The 19,245-nt window shown below is 63.5% G+C and carries 16 protein-coding genes and 1 tRNA gene; 1 reads left to right on the top strand and 16 read right to left on the bottom strand.

What is annotated here, in order from left to right; translation table 11 throughout:
• Positions 1–38 precede the first annotated feature (38 nt).
• From BRA471DRAFT_RS31495 to BRA471DRAFT_RS31515, 6 genes are all read right to left on the bottom strand, one after another.
• Positions 39–722: a uracil-DNA glycosylase gene (locus tag BRA471DRAFT_RS31495; protein WP_007614722.1), complete on the bottom strand. Its 684-nt coding sequence runs from the start codon at positions 720–722 to the stop codon at positions 39–41.
• Positions 722–1,837 carry a nucleoside triphosphate pyrophosphohydrolase family protein gene (locus tag BRA471DRAFT_RS31500; protein ID WP_007614723.1) on the bottom strand — a complete coding sequence of 372 codons (1,116 nt, stop codon included), beginning with the start codon at positions 1,835–1,837 and terminating at the stop codon, positions 722–724. Before BRA471DRAFT_RS31500 ends, BRA471DRAFT_RS31495 begins: the two co-directional genes overlap by 1 nt.
• Before the next feature lie 163 nt (positions 1,838–2,000).
• Complete coding sequence (locus BRA471DRAFT_RS37245; RefSeq protein WP_007614725.1) at positions 2,001–2,648, bottom strand: hypothetical protein; 648 nt, start codon at positions 2,646–2,648, stop codon at positions 2,001–2,003.
• Between the two features lie 7 nt (positions 2,649–2,655).
• A complete protein-coding gene (locus BRA471DRAFT_RS31505; RefSeq protein WP_007614727.1) occupies positions 2,656–3,147 on the bottom strand; it encodes a TIR domain-containing protein in 492 nt (163 codons plus the stop codon).
• A gap of 261 nt (positions 3,148–3,408) precedes the next feature.
• Positions 3,409–3,485 (bottom strand) — tRNA-His (locus tag BRA471DRAFT_RS31510).
• A 192-nt stretch (positions 3,486–3,677) separates the two neighbouring features.
• Entirely contained in the window at positions 3,678–4,109 is a 432-nt protein-coding gene (locus tag BRA471DRAFT_RS31515) for a phasin (protein ID WP_007596705.1), read from the bottom strand.
• Positions 4,110–4,758: 649 nt separating this feature from the next.
• Here BRA471DRAFT_RS31515 and BRA471DRAFT_RS31520 point away from each other — a divergent pair.
• A complete protein-coding gene (locus tag BRA471DRAFT_RS31520) occupies positions 4,759–8,103 on the top strand; it encodes a PAS domain-containing protein (protein WP_007614729.1) in 3,345 nt (1,114 codons plus the stop codon).
• A gap of 133 nt (positions 8,104–8,236) precedes the next feature.
• Here the strand turns inward: BRA471DRAFT_RS31520 and BRA471DRAFT_RS31525 are convergent, their stop codons facing one another.
• The 10 genes from BRA471DRAFT_RS31525 to glmM all read right to left on the bottom strand — a co-directional run bounded on the left by BRA471DRAFT_RS31525 (position 8,237) and on the right by glmM (position 19,116).
• The gene (locus BRA471DRAFT_RS31525) at positions 8,237–9,409 is read right to left on the bottom strand and encodes an acetyl-CoA C-acyltransferase (RefSeq protein ID WP_007596708.1); all 1,173 of its coding nucleotides are present in this window, start codon (positions 9,407–9,409) and stop codon (positions 8,237–8,239) included.
• 259 nt (positions 9,410–9,668) lie between these two features.
• Positions 9,669–11,258, bottom strand: a complete 1,590-nt coding sequence (serA, locus tag BRA471DRAFT_RS31530) for a phosphoglycerate dehydrogenase (RefSeq protein ID WP_007614731.1) — start codon at positions 11,256–11,258, stop codon at positions 9,669–9,671.
• 211 nt (positions 11,259–11,469) lie between these two features.
• On the bottom strand, positions 11,470–12,642 hold the full coding sequence (locus BRA471DRAFT_RS31535) for a phosphoserine transaminase (protein ID WP_007614733.1): 1,173 nt from the start codon (positions 12,640–12,642) through the stop codon (positions 11,470–11,472).
• A 79-nt stretch (positions 12,643–12,721) separates the two neighbouring features.
• Positions 12,722–12,913, bottom strand: coding sequence for a hypothetical protein (locus BRA471DRAFT_RS31540; RefSeq protein ID WP_231170993.1), 192 nt, complete (start codon positions 12,911–12,913; stop codon positions 12,722–12,724).
• 171 nt (positions 12,914–13,084) lie between these two features.
• Positions 13,085–13,549, bottom strand: a complete 465-nt coding sequence (locus BRA471DRAFT_RS31545; protein WP_007614737.1) for a GNAT family N-acetyltransferase — start codon at positions 13,547–13,549, stop codon at positions 13,085–13,087.
• A gap of 25 nt (positions 13,550–13,574) precedes the next feature.
• The gene (locus tag BRA471DRAFT_RS31550) at positions 13,575–14,165 is read right to left on the bottom strand and encodes a glutathione S-transferase family protein (protein ID WP_007614742.1); all 591 of its coding nucleotides are present in this window, start codon (positions 14,163–14,165) and stop codon (positions 13,575–13,577) included.
• A gap of 71 nt (positions 14,166–14,236) precedes the next feature.
• A complete protein-coding gene (locus tag BRA471DRAFT_RS31555) occupies positions 14,237–15,064 on the bottom strand; it encodes an outer membrane protein (protein ID WP_007614744.1) in 828 nt (275 codons plus the stop codon).
• 167 nt (positions 15,065–15,231) lie between these two features.
• Positions 15,232–16,059: an outer membrane protein gene (locus tag BRA471DRAFT_RS31560; RefSeq protein WP_007614746.1), complete on the bottom strand. Its 828-nt coding sequence runs from the start codon at positions 16,057–16,059 to the stop codon at positions 15,232–15,234.
• A gap of 236 nt (positions 16,060–16,295) precedes the next feature.
• Positions 16,296–17,546, bottom strand: coding sequence for an MFS transporter (locus BRA471DRAFT_RS31565; RefSeq protein WP_007614749.1), 1,251 nt, complete (start codon positions 17,544–17,546; stop codon positions 16,296–16,298).
• A 226-nt stretch (positions 17,547–17,772) separates the two neighbouring features.
• Entirely contained in the window at positions 17,773–19,116 is a 1,344-nt protein-coding gene (gene glmM, locus BRA471DRAFT_RS31570; RefSeq protein WP_007614751.1) for a phosphoglucosamine mutase, read from the bottom strand.
• Positions 19,117–19,245 lie beyond the last annotated feature (129 nt).

Here is a 19,245-nt window from a genome sequence, read left to right on the forward strand (position 1 = left end):
ATCAGGCCGACTGACCGTTGCGCCCGGCTGGGAGCATCCTAGGATCGGACACCGTCATCGAACATATCCGCCTGTGTCTTCGAGCCCCGGAGGGGCCCGTATAGATCCGACATCTGACGCAGGAAATCGGCTTGGCCACCGTAACTCGGGTGACGGACCTTGAGGCATTTTCCCGGCGCCACGCGCTCGCCGCAACTGGCCGCATCGCCGCCGAGCGCCACCATCCGTTCCGGCCGCAGTATCCGCAGTAGTTCGGAGAGTATCTCCTCTCCTACCCCGCGCTCCGAAGCTCGATGCGACCTGTTCGTAAAGGGAAGCCCTGGCTCGTGAGGGTGAAAGGGGAAAACATTCCACAAGAACACGGGCAGCTTGATTTCGTCCAGCACCGCCCATGCAAGCCCTGCGGTCCGCTCCTTAACGGGCAATCCTTTCGTGCAGCGTCGCGTCTCGATGCCCCAGCGGGCAGCGTGAGCCGCAACGTGGACGTCGTCCGTCAAAGCGAGCCCGGTGCGCCGACCACCGCGATAACCAAGATCCCTTCCGATCCACACCGAGTGAACTCCTCCGGAGGCGGCCGCCTGCAGAATGGCGTTCAGGGTCGCGGACCGACTTGCCGGCGCGTCCGCTCTGTCATGAACGGGGCACCGATCGGAATAGGGATTGAAGACGTTTTCGAAGGCAACGCCGCGGACCGAGGCGACGAAACGGGCGGCTGCATTCATCAAACTGCTCCGAGCGGCCGGAACTCCAGCTTGCGGCGATTACGATCTCCGCGGACGATGCCGCCCTCTTCCCTCTTTACACGACGGAACACGTCATAGCCTTGTAAAATGGCATCTTCCCACAGCTTCATGGGACACGCATCAACCTCGTAGCCGTCGACGAATTGCCGTATCGTCTTGAGAAGGTCGAAAGACAACGAGGATTGGTTTTCGAAGAAGGCAAGCGTTTTCGCGTGGGAGAACACGAATGCGGAGAGGCCTTCTTCAACGACGATGGCGCGACCGGCGTCCTGCGTCTCGTCGGTGACGGGATCGCTCTTACGCTTGCGCTTTATCAGAGCGCGAAAAGTCGGCGACCAATGCATGACCGCAGCATGCGCGAAATGAAAAACGTCGTGAAACCGGTAGCCATCGCGGTCGGCGATGTTGTCGGTCAGCGGGTCGCCGATGACCACTCCGTTCATTTCCAGGACGCTGCGGCCTCCGGAGCGCTGGCGGATGACGATCTCGAATTCGCGCGGCAGACGTTCTTCTTCGGGGAAAGTTCCGTCAAACTCGGGCAGATCGGGCAGAATTGGTGCCAGAAATCTACCCCGCACCTTTCGAACGTTGGCAGACGCGACCTCAGAGAATGAAATACCAGCGGCATTCAAGGCACGCAAAAACGAGTCGGCGAAAGCCGTCAGGCGGGCCAGCGCGTCCGGGGCCTGCTTCGTCAGAACAAGAAGATCGGCGGCATTGCCCCCGAGGCTGAGCAAGATTTCATCGAACGAGCCTGATGGTTGCGGAGACGAGACCCGCGATACGGCGCCCGGCGGATCATCCGCGGCCGCTACCGAACACACGTAGTGCTGCGACGAAGCCGCGGCGAGTACCTCTTGCAAGGGCACGCCTGCGCGCCGACAGAGAGCCGCGAAATACCAGAGCGCGTCGCCGAATTCCTCCTCGACCGCGCGGCGGTAGCCAACGAACGCGGTGCCTTCCCGCCTGAGCTTCTTGGCCGCAGCCATGACACCTCCAACCTCTCCGAAAAGCCCGAGCAGGATCGGATTTACCTCCTCCTGCCTAAAGCGGTCGGTTTCCTGGGTCAGCCGCTCGTATTCTGCGATGAACATGTTAGCCTTCTCCGTGTTTACGTATTCGAAGCTCTCGATCGAACTATGTGCTGACCCAGCAGACATAAAGATTTGATCCAGCGAGAGCTTCGCGTCACGGCTTTACCGACCATGTCGGGCATCTTTGACTGCAACGGACAACGCAAATTGCGGGCGACGATCGTCAAATCACCTTGTCGGCTTTCTTAGAGTACCGAGCTGTGCTCTGAGAAAATTGGAATGGATCGCCGAGCACCCGGTTCACCTGACTTCCAAAGGAGGTATCGAGCCACGATAAGAAGGGTCGTGCATCCTGCATCGGGAAGACCCGATGACCGATCCCGTTACGGAAACCTAGATCGCGCAGAATTTCTTCAGGAACGAGGGGCGCGGTTTTGCCAAAGTAATAAAAGTGTCTCGATACAAGCACCCGGTTGGTCTGTGTATCGTGCTGAATATTATGCGGATCTGGCGACCCATCCGGCTTACTGTGGTGAGAATCTTCTTGCTGCCATTTCTTGGACGGAGGCGATCGGTGATAGATATTGTCCCCGATTATCGTTTTTCGACTGCCATTTCGGACTGGGCGCTTAGCGCGAAATTCCGGGGCTTCCCAGTAACTTTCAAAGTTCAGTGCATCAGTTACTTGCATCGCATAAATGCAACGGCCGACTGCATTCAACTTTGCACCTCCCATACCGACAACCCAGTCGCCGGCTCGGGCGGTGCGACGAATGGTTGGCTTGCATGTCGCCAGGGTACACATCCCGTGGAATGGATTCGGCGCAAATCCAAAGTCCCGAGCCACAACATAAAAATAGGCTCTCGTCATCGCGGTCTCAGCAGCGAGCCGTTCGAGAAGCATGAACTAGTTCGCGCGGCGCGGCACTGCCGGGAGTTTCAAATGGGCTATTCGTGCCCTCAATCGCTTGTATGACGCTGTCAGAATTCCAATTCACCAGCGCATCGCCATATTCTTCAAAAGCAGGCGGAATATCGGCTTCGGTCCCGCCCCTTGTGAAAACGCCTATGATCCGCTTACCCAGCTCGTTAGCCTTACGAATCTCCCAGTCGACCCACGGGCGTTGGTGCGTGTCTTTGCCTATCAGCACAATCACGGTTGAAGCCCAGGACATCTTCATGCGCAAAAGGCGCTTCAACGTCCCTTCGGGGATCTGCTTTTTGTCCAAGCGCGCCTGGTTTGATGGCTTCGCTCGAATCGAGCTGTTCCGTATTTGAAAGCCTTGCCGATCAAGCAACTTGGTAAGGCCGCCGACGTGCTCGTCGTCCGCATGGTGATGGCTAATAAAGACATTGCGGCGCTTTGACATTGTCCCTCCAGGGGGCCCCTCGATCCGGGAATCGAGCCATCTCGATCACGAGATATTACGTGTTTTGAAATGTCAAGGCACGCTGGAGTAGAGCGTGCAACTCGGTGACGGGCGCGAGGACAATTGGCTGACCGCGACTGGGATGTTCAGTCGAGACTTGAGGGCGATCCACGCGACGAGTGATGCTGGCAAGACGTGCGTCGCACGCGGCCACCAACTCTGCAGCGGACGAACGGCGGACCGCTAATTTGCTGAAATCATTGGTACAGTTGGGTGGGCTCGAACCACCGACCTCCTGTTCCACAGACAGGCGCTCTAACCAACTGAGCTACAACTGCATCCTTGCGAGCCGCCCGAGGGGCGCCCTTGATAGGGCCGGTCACCGAGGGGGGCTGGACGGGGCGGAAACTAGGTGCAACGGGCGTTTTTGGCAAGGCCGCAACACCCTCAAAACGTCCGCAAACGAGGTTATTCCAAAGCAAAACCCGGGCTCTAGGCCCGGGTTTCTTAATTGAGACGACCGCGCCGGATCAGGCGGCGGGGTAGAGCTTTGCGGCAGAGGCCTTGATCGGCTCGGCGGCGGCAGTGGCAGCGCGCTGGGCGATCTCGGCGAGCTCCCGGGCCTGGGCCTGGAAGGTCTCGAGCTGCGCCTTGGAATGGTTGGTCCACAGCGCGAACGCATCCTGCGGCGCCTTCACGCTGAACAGCTCCTGGGTGAAGTCGAGATGGGCCTTGGTGTTGGCCTTCGCGAACTCCATCAGCTTGGCGGTGTATTCGCTCACGCCCTTGTGGGCGGACGAGAACACGGCCTCGACGGTGCCGTTGTGGGTCTCGGCGGCGTCCTTGAACTTGGCGTAGTTCTCGCGGGCCTGCGACACGCCCTTTTCGGCGAACGCACGCATCTGCTCGGGGACCTCGAACGGAATGATCGAGGCAGAAAACGGATCAGTCGCACCTGTCATGGTTTGTCCCTCACACGAATGAAAAAACGGAGTGAGCCTTCAGGCGCGCCCGCCGGCCAACCGGGTAACGGGTGCGAAGACTGGAAACACAAAACGAATGATGGCTCGCCCAGCGCCGAGACCATGCCTGCCTAAAATGTCAACATTGTGCACCGCAACGGGTTTGAGGGTGCGTTGCGCAAATTTAATCTCGGGGAGGATGAGGTTCCCGGGCGGGGGAACCGGTGGTTGAGGTAATTGAGTGCGCCAGCAGCGCTGTCTCCGTTCCCTCCCCCCTTGTGGGGGAGGGTCAGGGAGGGGGTGCCACACCGGGATTCTGTCCGTCGCGCTCTGGGCCGTAGGCAACGGCTCACACCTTTTGCTGGGCTTACCCCTCTCCCTAGCCCTCCCCCACAAGGGGGGAGGGAACGCAGCTGGGTTGGGGCGCGAGCTCGGCTTGATGCGACTGACCATCCGCCACGCGCGAATCCTGCGGATGCAGCGCCGGCACGCCTTGCGGGCCTGGGGACATTAAGGTTATCGCGGCTTTAGGCCTTGCTCCGTAGGCTTGGGACGTGGACCTGCCCGCGGCTGCGGGCGATACTAACCCTTTCTTAAGGCTGCCATTCCCGGCAGCCTTTGCTGATAAGCGGGACGCGAAGCCGGTCGGATGACGAGTTCGGATTTCCAGTTGCGAGGCGTGGGCGATCCCCGGCTGGCCGTGCACGCGACTTCGCCGCTGCCCGTCTGGCTGTGGTCGATCGACGGCACGCGCGTGCTCTGGGCCAATCCGGTCGGCGCAAGGCTGTTCGGCGCGGCCCATGCCACGGCGCTGGCGGACAGGATTTTCGGCCCTGCCGACAGCCACCGCCGCCAGATCGTCCGGCTGGCCGGCCGGCTGCCTGCGAACGGGGCGATCCGGCTCGAACGGCTGCGCGGCTTCGGCGCGCGGCTCGGCACGCTGATGACCTGCGCCTGCGCCCGGCTTGAGTTCGCCGATGGCGGCCGCGCGGTGCTCGTCACCGCGATGGACCCCGGCTTACGGTCCATGCCGCTGGTCGAGCGGCTGCTTCGTCTGGTCGACGGCGCCAAGACGCCGATGGCGGCGTTCGCACCCGACGGCCTGTTCGTCGGCGCCAGCGAAACGGCCCGCACCCTGCTCGGCTTCCGCGACCTGGGCGAAGCAGGACTCGAACAGGCGCGCAGCGATGCGCTCAGCCTCGGCCGCGCCGAGACGCCGATCGGCATCGGCCAGATGGTGCTGCAGCGGGTCGGCAGCGGGGCCGATGTCGGCCTGGTCGCGCTGATCGAGCCTGCCGTGCAGCAGGCGGCGGCGAGTGATAAGGTCGAACCCGAGGCCGCTGAAGAGGTCGCGCGCGAAGACATCGTTCAGCCTGAGGCTGCGCCGCCCCCTGCTCCGGCCGACGTGCCGGAGCATGTGCAAGCAGCGCCGTCGCACGAGGCGCCATCCGAAATCGCGCTGTTCGATGCCTTTGCCGAGCCGGTCGACGCGCCGGAAGGAAGCGAGACGATCGCGCCCAAGCCTCCAGTTGAAAACAAGACTCCGGTTGAAAACTCGGCCGAAGCCATGGTGTCGCCGCAGGCCGCGCCGACCGTGACCGCCATGGTCGAGCCGCCGTCGGGCCATGAAGAGCCGCCCGCACCGCGTCAGCATCCGTTGCGCTTCCTCTGGAAGGCCGATGCAGAGGGCCGCTTTGTGCTTCTCTCCGACGAATTCATCCACCTGATCGGTCCGCGCGCGGCCGCCGGCTTCGACCGCCCCTGGCGCGAGATCGCCGACGCGTTCGCGCTCGATCCTGAAAGCCGCGTGGCGCAGGCGCTTGCCAGCAAGGACACCTGGGCCGGGATCACCGTGAACTGGCCGGCCGATGGCGGCGAGCATCTGCCGGTCGAGCTTGCCGGGCTTCCGGTCTACGACGGCGAGCGCAATTTCGCGGGCTTCAGGGGTTTTGGCGTCTGCCGCGATCTCGACGGCCTCAACCGGCTCGATGCGCTCAGGCGTTTTGAGCTGCTGGCCGAACCGGCGGCGCCGCAAAGCCTTTTCGCCGATGTGGTCGAGCCGGAGCCCGAACCAAAGCTGGAGGCGCCGCCGCCTCCGCCGATCGAGCCGCCCGCACCTGAGCCTGAAGCCGAACTGCCCGAAACCATCACCGACGCGAATTCACATCCAACCGATCCGGAAACGCCAGTGGAAACGCCTCCCAATGTCCTGCCGTTCCGCGCGCCCGGCGACACGCGATCGCCGACGCTGACGCCGGTCGAGAACAGCGCGTTCAACGAGCTCGCCCGGCAATTGTCCGAGCGCCTCGAACGCGACAAGGAAACCATCGCGGCATCGGCCGAGCCTGCGGATGCCGAGATCACGCCTGAAGCGCCGACGCCCACGCCAGAGCCTGAACCGCCGCATGCGCCGGCCGAATGGCTGAGCGAGCCCGCGCCGCCCGCGCACGGCCACAGCACGCGCGACCGCGCGCTGCTCGACCTGTTGCCGACCGGCATTCTGATCTATCGGCTCGACCGCCTGCTCTACGCCAACCCCGCGTTTCTCGCGCGCATGGGCTATGCCAGCCTGAGCGCACTGGAAAACGCCGGCGGGCTCGATGCGCTCTATGTCGAGCCGGGCGTGTCCGCGGCGAGCAGCACGTCGCAAGCAGGCACGCCTGTCACGATCAGCGCGACGCTCGCCAATGGCGAAGCGCCGCTGCCGACCACCGAGGCGCATCTGCACGCGATCGACTGGGACGGCGAGAGCGCGCATGCGCTGATCTGCGCGCTGCCGCAAGCAGCGCCCGTTGCGCCCGTCATCGCGGAGACCGTGGTCGCCGAGACCATTGTCCCGGAGACCATTGTTCCGGAGATCTTGCCCACCGAGCCCGAGATCGGCGAGGCCGACGCGGAAGATCTCGCGGCGATCCTCGACACCACCGCCGAGGGCATCGTCATGTTCGACGCCGAAGGCAACATCCACGCCTGCAACCGCAGCGCCGAGGCGCTGTTCGGCTATGACGGCGAGACGCTGATGCAGCAGAACCTGGTGACGCTGTTCGCGCCGGAGAGCCAGCATGTCGTCATCGACTATCTGGAAAACCTCAAGAGCCAGGACATCGCGAGCCTGCTCGACCATGGCCGCGAGGTGCTGGGGCGCGAGAAGAAGGGCGGCGTCATTCCGCTCGCGATGATCATGGGCCGCACCCGGCCCGACGGCCCGAACTTCTTCGCCGTGTTCCGCGATCTCTCGCAGAGCAAGCAGGGCGAGAGCGAGCTGACGCAGGCGCGACGTCTGGTCGACGGCGCGGCCAATGCCAAGGCCGACATGCTGGCGCGGATCAGCCACGAGATCCGCACGCCGCTCAACGCCATCATCGGCTTCTCGGAGGTGATGATCTCGGAGCGTTTCGGCACGCTCGGCAACGAGCGTTACGGCGAGTACATGAAGGACATCCGCGCCTCCGGCGAGCGCGTCATCGCCATCATCGACGATTTGCTTGAGCTGTCGCGGATCGAGACCGGCAAGCTCGACCTCAACTTCGCCAACCTCAACCTCAACGATCTCGTCGAGGCCTGCGTGGTCGTGATGCAGCCGCAGGCCAATCGCGAGCGCATCATCATCCGCACCTCGCTCGGTCATGCGCTGCCGCAGGTGAGCGCGGATGCGCGCGCGATGCGGCAGATCACCATGAACCTGATCTCCAACTCGATCCGGCTTGCCAGCGCCGGCGGCCAGGTCATCGTCTCGACCGCGCTCACCGACCGCGGCGAGGTCGCACTTCGCATCCGCGACACCGGCCACGGCCTCAGCGAGCGCGAAGTCGCCGCCGCGATGGAGCCGTTCCGGACGCCGCCGCCTGGCGATGCCGAGGACAATTCCGCGCTGAGCCTGTCGCTGACCAAGGCTCTGGTCGAAGCCAACCGCGCCCGGTTCAACATCAAGAGCGCGGCGAACTCCGGCTCGCTGATCGAGGTGGTGTTCGCACCTGCGCTGGCGAAGGCGTAAGCCTTCACAACATCGTCGTCCCGGCGAAGGCCGGGACGACCCGCGTTGAGAGAGCTCGCAAACCCAGATCACCCAAACAAAAAGGGCACGGCGTTTGCGGCGCCGTGCCCTTCCGCATTCAAGAGGCTCGATCTCAGCTGTAGATTTCGAACAGGCCCGCGCCGCCCTGGCCGCCGCCGATGCACATCGTCACGACGCCCCACTTGGCCTTGCGGCGCTTGCCTTCCTGGAGGATGTGGCCGGTGAGACGCGCGCCGGTCATGCCGAAGGGATGGCCGATCGCGATCGAGCCGCCGTTGACGTTGTACTTGGCGGGATCGATGCCGAGCTTGTCGCGCGAATAGAGACACTGGCTGGCGAAGGCTTCGTTGAGCTCCCACAGATCGATGTCGTCGATCTTCAGACCATGACGCTTCAACAGCTTCGGCACGGCAAAGATCGGGCCGATGCCCATCTCGTCCGGTTCGCAACCCGCGGCCGCCCAGGCGACGAAGCGGCCCATGGGATTGAGGCCGCGCTTCTCCGCGTCCTTGGCTTCCATCAGCACGACGGCCGCGGCGCCGTCCGACAGCTGGCTGGCGTTGCCCGCCGTGACGAACTTGCCGGGACCCCTGACGGGCTCGAGCTTGGCGAGACCTTCCAGCGTGGTCTCGGGCCGGTTGCACTCGTCGCGATCGACGACGTAATCGACGATCGACTCGGCCTTGGTCGCCTTGTCGACCACTTTCATCTTGGTCTTCATCGGGACGATCTCGTCCTTGAACTTGCCCGCCTGCTGCGCGGCGGCCATTCGGCGCTGCGACTCCAGCGAATACTCGTCCTGATATTCACGGCTGAGGTTGTAGCGCTCGGCGACGATATCGGCGGTGTCGATCATCGCCATGAAGATCGCCGGTGCCGTCTTGAGCAGCTCGGGATCGATCGATTCCTTCGGCGTGCCGCCGCCCGGCATCGAGATGCTCTCGACGCCGCCTGCGACGATGCAATCGGAACCGTCCGAGCGGATCGAGTTGGCGGCCATCGCGATGGTCTGGAGCCCGGACGAGCAGAACCGGTTCACCGAGACGCCCCCGGTCGATTTCGGCATTCCCGCCAGCAGCGCGGCCTGGCGGCCGATGTTCGGCGCGCCATGGGCGCAATTGCCGAGATAGCAATCCTCGACATAGTCCTTCTCGACGCCGGCGCGGTCGACCGCGTGGTGGATGGCGTGGGCCGCGAGCGACATCGGCGGGGTGATGTTGAACCCGCCGCGGCCGGATTTCGCGAGGCCCGTGCGTGCATAGGAAACGATGACGGCTTCACGCATTGTTTTCTCCCTTTTCGAACGATTTTGAACGGAGCGTCGATCGACGTCTTCTCGGCGCCATTGGTACACAATGTCCAGCGGTCGCGGGAGAAATAAAAACGCCGCCCTCGCGAGAGGGCGGCGTTGTTCCGCGGGTCGGAATATACGATCGGCGTCATTCCGGGGCGACGCGCAGCATCGAACCCGGAATCTCGAGATTCTCAGGTGCGCAATTGCGCACCATAGTTCGCGCTTACGCGCGCCCCGGAATGACAGTTACTCAGAACGTCAGCGCCTTGACCTGCTTGACCTGCGGCAGGGCCTGCACCTTGGCGAGCAGATCGGCCGGCACCGCGCCGTCGACCTCGATCAGCGCGATGGCATCGGAGCCCGGCGCGACGCGGCCGAGATGGAAGGTCGCGATGTTGATCTTGGCATCGCCGAGCAGGCTCGCGAACTTGCCGATGAAGCCCGGCTTGTCCTCGTTGGTGACGTAGATCATCGACTTGCCAAATTCAGCGTCGACGCGGATGCCCTTGATGTCGACCAGGCGCGGCTTGCCGTCGGCATAGACCGTGCCCGAGACCGACCGCTCCTGCCGCTCGGTGGTGACGGTGACGGTGATCAGGCTTTCATAGTCGCTCTGGGCGGCGCGGACGATCTCGTCCACCACCATGCCGCGCTCCTTGGCGACGACGGGCGCGGAGACGACGTTGACCTCGCCCAGCATCGGCCGCAGCAGGCCGGACAGCACGGCGGAGGTGATCGCCTTGATCTTCATCTCGGCGACGTGGCCCTCATAGGTGATCTCGACCTTGAGAATGCCGCTCTCGGTCAGCTGTCCGGCGAACGAGCCGAGCTTTTCGGCGAGCGCGATGAACGGCTTCAGCTTCGGCGCCTCTTCCGCCGTGATCGAGGGGAAGTTGACGGCATTCGAGATCGCGCCGGTGAGCAGATAGTCCGACATCTGCTCGGCGACCTGAAGCGCGACGTTCTCCTGCGCCTCGGTGGTGGACGCGCCGAGATGCGGCGTGCAGATCACGTTGGGATGACCGAACAGCACGTTCGCGGTGGCGGGCTCCTCGACAAAGACGTCGAAGGCGGCGCCCGCGATGTGCTTGGAATTCAAAGCGTCGACCACGGCCTGCTCGTCGACGAGGCCGCCGCGGGCGCAGTTGATCAGGCGAACGCCCTTCTTCATCCTGGCAATCGCGGCTGCGTCGATGATGTTCTTGGTCTTCTCGGTCAGCGGCGTGTGCAGCGTGATGAAGTCGGCGCGCTTGAAGAGGTCGTCGAGCTCGACCTTCTCGACGCCGATGTCCCTGGCGCGCTCGGGCGACAGGAACGGATCGAACGCAATCACCTTCATGCGCAGGCCGAGCGCGCGGTCGGCGACGATCGAGCCGATGTTGCCGCAGCCGACGACGCCGAGCACCTTGCCGGTGATCTCGACGCCCATGAAGCGGTTCTTCTCCCATTTGCCGGCCTGGGTCGAAGCGTCAGCCTGCGGAATCTCGCGCGCCAGCGCCAGCATCAGGGTGATGGCGTGCTCGGCGGTCGTGATCGAATTGCCGAACGGCGTGTTCATCACGATGATGCCCTTGGCCGTGGCGGCGGGAATCTCGACGTTGTCGACGCCGATACCGGCGCGGCCGATCACCTTGAGATTGGTCGCCTTCTCGAGGATCTTCGCGGTCGCCTTGGTCGCCGAGCGGATCGCGAGGCCGTCGTAATTGCCGATGATCTCGGCGAGCTTGTCCTTGTCCTTGCCAAGATTGGGCTGGAAGTCGACCTCGACACCGCGGTCTTTGAAGATCTGCACGGCGGCGGGAGAGAGCGCGTCGGAAATGAGAACTTTGGGTTTGGTCATGGGAATGTGTCCTTCGCCGTCCCTAGAGGGAGATCGGCCTGAGGGCCGGAATGGGAATTGCTCGAAAGCTCTTTGCTCTCCCTCTCCCCGTTCTTACGGGGAGAGGGTCGGGGTGAGGGGCAGCCACAGGCGAGGTGCTCGCGGAGAGAGCCCCTCACCCGGATCGCTGCGCGACCCGACCTCTCCCCGTAAGAACGGGGAGAGGTAAAAACTACGCCGCCTTGGCGAGCGTGGCCTTGGTCTCGGCAAAGGCCCAGTCGATCCACTGGGTCAGCAGCGCGACATCGCTGGCCTCGACGGTGGCGCCGCACCAGATGCGCAGGCCGGCGGGCGCATCGCGGTAGTAGGCGAAGTCGTAGCCGGCACCTTCCTTCTCGACCAGCGCCACCAGCTTCTTGGAGAAGTCGGCCTGCGCGTCCTCGGAGAGCGAGGTGATCGCGGGATCGGTGAACTTCAGGCACACCGAAGTGTTGGAGCGGATCGCGGCGTCCTTGGCGAGGAAGTCGATCCAGGGCGTCTTCGCCTTCCAGTCGGCGAGCACCTTGGTGTTGGCGTCGGCGCGCGCGATCAGCGCCTTCAGGCCGCCGATCGACTTGGCCCAGTTCAGCGCGTCGAGATAATCCTCGACGCAGAGCATCGACGGCGTGTTGATGGTCTCGCCGACGAAAATGCCTTCGTTGATCTTGCCGCCCTTGGTCATGCGGAAAATCTTCGGCAGCGGCCAGGCTGGCTTGTAGGTTTCGAGCCGCTCCACCGCGCGGGGCGAGAGGATCAGCATGCCGTGCGCGGCTTCGCCGCCGAGCGCCTTCTGCCAGGAGAAGGTGACGACGTCGAGCTTGGCCCAGTCGAGGGGTTGCGCGAACGCGGCCGAAGTGGCGTCGCAGATGGTCAGACCTTCGCGGCTCGCGCTGATCCAGTCGGCGTTGGGCACGCGCACGCCCGAGGTGGTGCCGTTCCAGGTGAAGACGACGTCGGACTTCGGATCGACCTTGGAGAGGTCGGGGATCTCACCATAAGCCGCGTTGAGCTTGGTGACGTCCTTGAGCTTCAATTCCTTGACGATGTCGCTGACCCAACCCTCGCCGAAGGATTCCCAGGCGAGCGTGGTGACGGGCCGCGCACCCAGCAGCGACCACAGCGCCATCTCGACCGCGCCGGTATCGGAGGCCGGCACGATGCCGATGCGATAATCGGCGGGCACTTCAAGCACTTCGCGCGTCAAATCGATCGCGAGCTTGAGCTTGGTCTTGCCGACCTTCGCGCGATGCGAACGGCCGAGCGCTGCGTCCTTGAGATTTTGGGCATTCCATCCGGGGCGCTTGGCGCAGGGGCCGGAGGAAAAATGCGGCACGTTCGGCCGCGAAGCGGGCTTCGCTACAGTCATCGTCTACCCTTCCAGATAGTAAGCCTCCCGTTGGGGGGAGGTGTCCCGCCGCGGCTGATACGGGAATCGGGAAGGGTCGTCAAGGAAGTTCCGGGGCCTCACGCGCGAGTGATGGCGCCTCCGGCGCGATTTTGGGGGATTCGACGGCGGCGAGCGCGTTCAGCAAGTCCGTGGCTTCGCTGATCAATTGCGCGGCGCGGCGGCGGCTGCCGACTTTCAAAATGCATTTGTCATTGGCCTGCACGACGTAGTCGTTGCCGACCTTGATCATCGAATAGCTTGTCATCGAAATCCCCGAACCGATCGAGCCCGGTTTCGACGTCCCGTAGCACCGTTCGTTCCTTCACCAACGTGAACGCCGTAGCGGTGGTTTATCAGCTCTTAATATGAACGTATGCGCGATCGGATTTCGTTGACCGCGCAAGGCGCATAGCGTGCTGCGTCAAAAGCGGACAGTCATGCCGACGTGACTCGCCGTGAACCCAAGCCGCTTGTAGAAGCGCTGCGCATCCGTTCGCGTCTGATGCGTCAGCAGTTCGACCAGATTGCAGCCACGCGCTTTCGCTTCCGTCACCGCCCATTGCACCAATTGCTCGCCGATGCCGCGGCTGCGGCAATCGGAAGCAACGCGAACGTCTTCGAGCAGACCGCGCAAGCCGCCTTGCGAGCTGAGACCCGGCAGGATCGCGAGCTGCAGGCAGCCGACCACCCTGCCCTCGTTCTCGGCAACCACGAGCTGGAGATTTTGATCGCGCTCGACCCGCGCGAATGCCTCGTAATAGGACGCAGGCAACGGGTCTTCCACGCGCTCGCGTGCGCTGCCGAGCCGATCGTCGGCGAGCATCGCCACGATCGCAGCAACATCCTCGCGGCGCGCGGGACGAATGAAGACGGATTCGGCGTTCATTAAGTTACTCCTGTCTCAGCGCGCCTTAGCGCACCTTGGGAAGCCCGAGAAAGGTCTCGGCTTCGCCGATCCAGCGGCGGATGGCGGCATAACGACCGAGATCGAAGCCGCCTTCATGCGCGACGCGCGTATAGGCAAGCAGCGAGACGTCGGCAAGCGAAACGTCATCACCGGCGAAGAAGCGGTTTGCCGCCAGATGCTGCTCCATGCGATCGAGCGCCGCATAGCCGCGCTTGACCTTTTCGGGGTCGAGCTCGGAGGCGTCCTTGCCGAGATAGACGAGCTGGAAGCGGCACACCGCGATATAGGGCTCGTGGCTGTATTGTTCCCAGAACAGCCATTCGTCCATCTTCGCGGCAGTGAAGGCATCGCGCGGAATGAGCGCACTGTCGCGCGCGAGATAGCGAATGATGGCATTGGATTGCGCCAGCGTGCGACCGTCGTCGAAGGCGACGGTGGGCACCTGGCCGGCACCGTTCATCTCGAGGAATTGCGACGTGCGGCTCTCGCCCTTGCGGGTGTCGATCTCGATCCAGTGATAGGGCAGCGCGAGCTTGTCGCAGACCCACCTCACCTTCAGACAATTGCCGGAATTGGTATCGCCGTAGATCCGCATCGCTGCCCCCGCGCATTCGGCGACAGAGCATCAGGACGGAGGCGGCCTGTCAATCGGCCCGCGCTGGCGCGTCAGAATTTATAGCCGAGGCCCGCGCGGACGGTATTGATGCTGGTGTCGACCGCCGAGCTGAAGCGGATGTATTCGTACTCACCGCGGAAGAACAGGCCACCGACCAGATTGACGTCAACACCAAGACCGGCGCTGTAGCCGTAGATCAAATGGTTATGCTGGGCGTCCGTCGAGCTCAGCGGCGCGAGTGTAGTATAAGGGCCTATCAGGGTCGCGCTGATGCGGTCCTGCGCACTGACCGTGCGGATGATGTCGGCATTTCCGAGTGCGAGACCCGCGAACATGTAGGGCAGAAAGCATCCCCAGGCGTAAGCCGCGCGGCCGCGGAATGTCGCCATGTCGTTGATGTTGATCGATGACGTGGAGGTCGCCGTGACGTCGTGAAAATTGCCGTCGGACAGGGCGACGGCGCTGACGCGGCGCTCCGAGGCTGACGCGCTTCCACCGAACTTGCCGTGCAGGTAGCTGAATTCAAGGCCGAGTACGACATCGTCCCACTGGGCATTGTAGCCGACGAAAGCGCCGTAGCCGCTGGTGCGCTGCGACGCCTTGCCAAGTCCGAGATTCCACTGCGATACGCCCATCTCGCTTTCGATCAAGGTATCGGCCAACAACGCCGCCATCATGTTGCTGGTCGAGCCCTTGAAGTTCTCGTCCGACGAGCCGTAGCCGCCCTGAACGCCGATATAGCTTCCCTGCCAGTTGACGCCGGACTTGCTCAGGCCGTCGGTGAAGCTGCCGCGCAGTATGGGCAAGTCGGAGAGATCGGCCGCGTGCGCCGCAGAGACCGTCCCCAACATCGCCGCCGCCAACAAAAGCCTACGCATCGAACGCTCCATCGAACTCGAACTTTCGCTCGTGATCATGGCTCGTTAACCTTAACCAATGGTTGCGCCGGAGCCTTTCGTCGCCGCGCGCCATGAAAAATACGCAAAGCAAAACGGCGCGGGATGATCCCGCGCCGTTAAGAAGTCCTAACCAATCAGGCTGCCGATCAGCCCTTGGTGACGAGCGGCGGCATGTAGGCCGGCGGGCTGCTGAGATCCCAGCGCACGCCGAGTTTGATGTCGTGCGAGGTGAGCTCCTTGATCTTGATCGTGGACGGACCCGAGGCGCTGTTGTCGAACAAGCGGTAGTTGCCGGGCGCCGCATCGCCGAGGTTCATGTAGCTGTAGGCCAGTTCGACGGTGAACCCGGGATTGACCTTGTAGGCGAGACCGGCGTGGGCGGCCCAGGCGAGGTTCCACTTTCCGTTGTCGGCGAAGTAGGCGACGCTGTTGTTGAGCAGCGGGCTGTACGACACGCCGTCGTCGCGGAAGCCGCTAATCTTGTTGTAGGAGCCGCCGACACCGGCGCCGATGAACGGGGTGATGCACCACCAGGTGCCGAGATCGACATAGGCATTCGCCATGACGACCCACTCGGACTTGCTGCCGCTGTAATTGTTGACGCCGACGAAGCCGGGTCCAATGACGTTGTCGCTGCCGTGCAGATTGGCCCTGCCCCGGTACTGGCCGATCACGTCGCCACGGAACCAGTTGTTGAAGCGGTAGCCGACACCGAGATCGAACAGCGTCGCCGAGTCGAAGCCGAGTCCCTCCGTCGTCTTCGTAAACCCAGGCGCTACGGCGCCCTCGATGCTCTTGGCGCGCTGGTTGGTCATGCCGACGTCGCCGCGCAGATACCAGCCGCCGAAGTCGGCGGGCGGAGCCGGGGGAGCGTACATCGGAGGGGGCGCCGCGATCGGCATGTCGGCGGCGAACGCCATCGAGGAGATCAGGGTTGCCGCACCCGCGGCAAGGAGAGACTTAACGCTACGCATTGGCTTCGTCCTTTTGGCCGGTGAGGCAAATACGGCGCCTCACGTTCTGGAAACTCACGTCCCGGACGATGCCAGCAAATGTTTAAGCGCCACTTAACCCTAATTTTTAAGGTTGATTTTTTCTAAGCGCACACGCGCGTGCGGCGCGAGCGTTGCAAAAATGCAGCGCCAAATGCGACGCCGTCGCCGCATTTCCTAACGATGTATGAAGCCGCGTTGCAGCAAGACAGGATATGTTAACGCCCGTGCCGCGGCAGCTTGGGCAGGAACACCGCAAGCAGGCCAATCGCCGGGAGGTAAGCGCAGACCTGGTAGACGAAGGCGATCGAGGTGTGGTCGGCGAGTTTGCCGAGCACGGCGGCGCCCAGGCCGCCGATGCCGAACGCGACACCGAAGAACACGCCGGAGATCATGCCGAAGCGATGCGGTACCAGCTCCTGCGCGAACACGATGATCGACGACGTCGTCGAGGAGATGATCAGGCCGATGACCACGGACAGCACCGCGCTCGCATAGAGCCCGGCATAGGGCAGCGCCAGCGTGAACGGCAGCGCCCCCAGGATCGAAATCCAGATCACGATCTTGCGGCCAAAGCGATCACCCAAGGGACCACCGAGAAAAGCGCCGACCGCGTTCGCCGCGAGGAAAATGAAGAGATACATCTGCGCCGCCCGGGTCGACACGCCAAAGCGGTCGATCAGATAGAAGATGTAGTAGCTCGACAGGCTCGAGACATAGAGCTGTTTCGAGAACAGCAGCGCGACCAGCACGAGGAGCGCAACGACGACGCGACGCGAGTTCGGCGAATCGGGATGGGCTTGAGCCATCGCGGTCTTCTTCGCCTTGATCTGCGGTTCGTACCAGCGGCCGATGCGCCAGAGGATGAGGATCGCGAGGAAGGCGATCGAGGAGAACCAGGCGATGCTGCCCTGCCCGAACGGCACGACGATGAGCGCGGCGAGCACCGGTCCCATCGAGGTGCCAAAACTGCCGCCGAGCTGGAACACCGATTGCGCAAAACCGTAGCGGCCGCCGGAGGCGAGCCGCGCGATGCGCGCCGACTCCGGGTGAAACACCGCCGAGCCGAGGCCGACCAGCGCGGCGGCGACGAGGATGACCAGATATTGGTGGGCGGCACTGAGCAGCAACAGACCGAAGAAGGTCGAGGCCATGCCGATCGACAACGAATAGGGCTGCGCCTTCTTGTCGGTATAGTGGCCGACCACCGGCTGGAGCAGCGAGGCCGTGAACTGGAAGGCCAGCGTGATCATGCCGATCTGCGCGAAGTCGAGCGCGTAGGTGTCCTTCAGGATCGGATACACGGAAGCGATCAGCGACTGCATGGTGTCGTTGAGGAAGTGCGAGAAGCTGATGCCGGCCAGCACGACATAAGCCGGCCCCGCGGCACCTTTGGCGGCGGGCGCGACGTCACCGACGATGACGGGCTCGGTCAGTGTTTCCTCTGAGACGACGACAGGCTTGTTCAATGGAGCATCCCGGCGGGCGCGGCAGATTGCTGCGACAAGCTGATTACGATGCACGCGGCGACCGATCCACCGCCAAACCCCCATGGCTGGGATGCGCTTCGCTCCATCCCTTGCGGGAGTTCGTAGTCCGGATGGAGCGAAGCGCAATCCGGGGCCGTTCGCTTGTTGCAGGATTCCCGGATTTCGCTGCGCTCCATCCGGGCTACGATCGTTCTCGCGTAGCGCCTCAGGCCGCGGCCTGCCCGAGTGCGGAGACGATGGTATCGACGACGTCCTCGACCAGGATGCGATCCTCGCCCTCGCCCATGACGCGGATCACCGGCTCGGTGCCGGAGGAGCGGATCAGCAGGCGGCCGTGGCCGTTGAGCCGCTGCTCGCCGTCGGAGATCGCCGACTTGACGTCGGAATTGTCGAGCGGCTTGCCGCCCTTGTGACGGACGTTCTTCAGGATCTGCGGCAGCGGATCGAAGCGGTGGCAGACTTCCGACACCGGCCGGCGCAACTTCTGCACGACGGCAAGCACCTGCAATGCGGCGACGAAGCCGTCGCCGGTGGTGGCGTAGTCGGACAGGATGATGTGGCCGGACTGCTCGCCTCCGAGATTGTAGCCGCCGTTCAGCATCTGCTCGAGCACGTAGCGATCGCCGACCGGCGTGCGCACGAGATCGAGCCCTTGCGCATTGAGGAAGCGCTCGAGCCCGAGATTCGACATCACGGTGGCGACGATGCCCGATCGCGACAGCCGACCGTCTTCCTTCCAGCTCTGCGCGATCACCGCGAGCAGCTGGTCGCCGTCGACGACGTGGCCGCGCTCATCGACCAGGATGACGCGATCGGCGTCACCGTCGAGCGCGATGCCGATGTCGGCGCGCATCTCGCGGACCTTCTTCGACAGCGCTTCGGGCGAGGTGGAGCCGCATTCCTTGTTGATGTTGAAGCCGTCGGGCTCGACGCCGATCGGAATCACGTCGGCGCCCAGCTCCCACAGCGCTTCCGGCACCACCTTGTAGGCGGCGCCATTGGCGCAATCGACCACGACGCGCAAGCCGTCGAGCGACAGATCGCGCGGCAGCGTGCGCTTGGCGAATTCGATGTAGCGGTCATGCACGCCGTCGATGCGGCGGGCGCGGCCGAGACTGGCGCTCTGGGCGAGACGCTTGTCGATGGGCTCGTCGAGCAGCTGCTCGATCTGCTTCTCGACATCGTCGGAGAGCTTGAATCCCTGCGGGCCGAACAGCTTGATGCCGTTGTCCTCGAACAGATTGTGCGAGGCGGAGATCATCACGCCGAGATCGGCGCGCATCGACTTGGTCAGCATCGCGACCGCCGGCGTCGGCATCGGGCCGACCAGCAGCACATCCATGCCGACGGAGGTGAAGCCCGCCACCATGGCGTATTCGATCATGTAGCCGGACAGGCGGGTGTCCTTGCCGATCACGACCCTGTGGCGGTGGTCACCGCGCTGAAACGCCAGGCCTGCGGCCTGCCCGACCTTGAGCGCGAGCTCCGGCGTGATCAGTCCGTTGGCGCGGCCCCGGATCCCGTCCGTCCCGAAATATTTGCGGCTCATCTCGTCCCCCACGCGACAACCAGGGATCCCCAATACAACCTGCGGGTGCCCTGGCGGGACCCGCATCCCTGATTTGCTGAGGTCTTATAAAGCCATCGCGGCTAACTTGGCTTCAAAAAATATGATGAA

Source organism: Bradyrhizobium sp. WSM471, assembly GCF_000244915.1.
Lineage (GTDB): Bacteria > Pseudomonadota > Alphaproteobacteria > Rhizobiales > Xanthobacteraceae > Bradyrhizobium.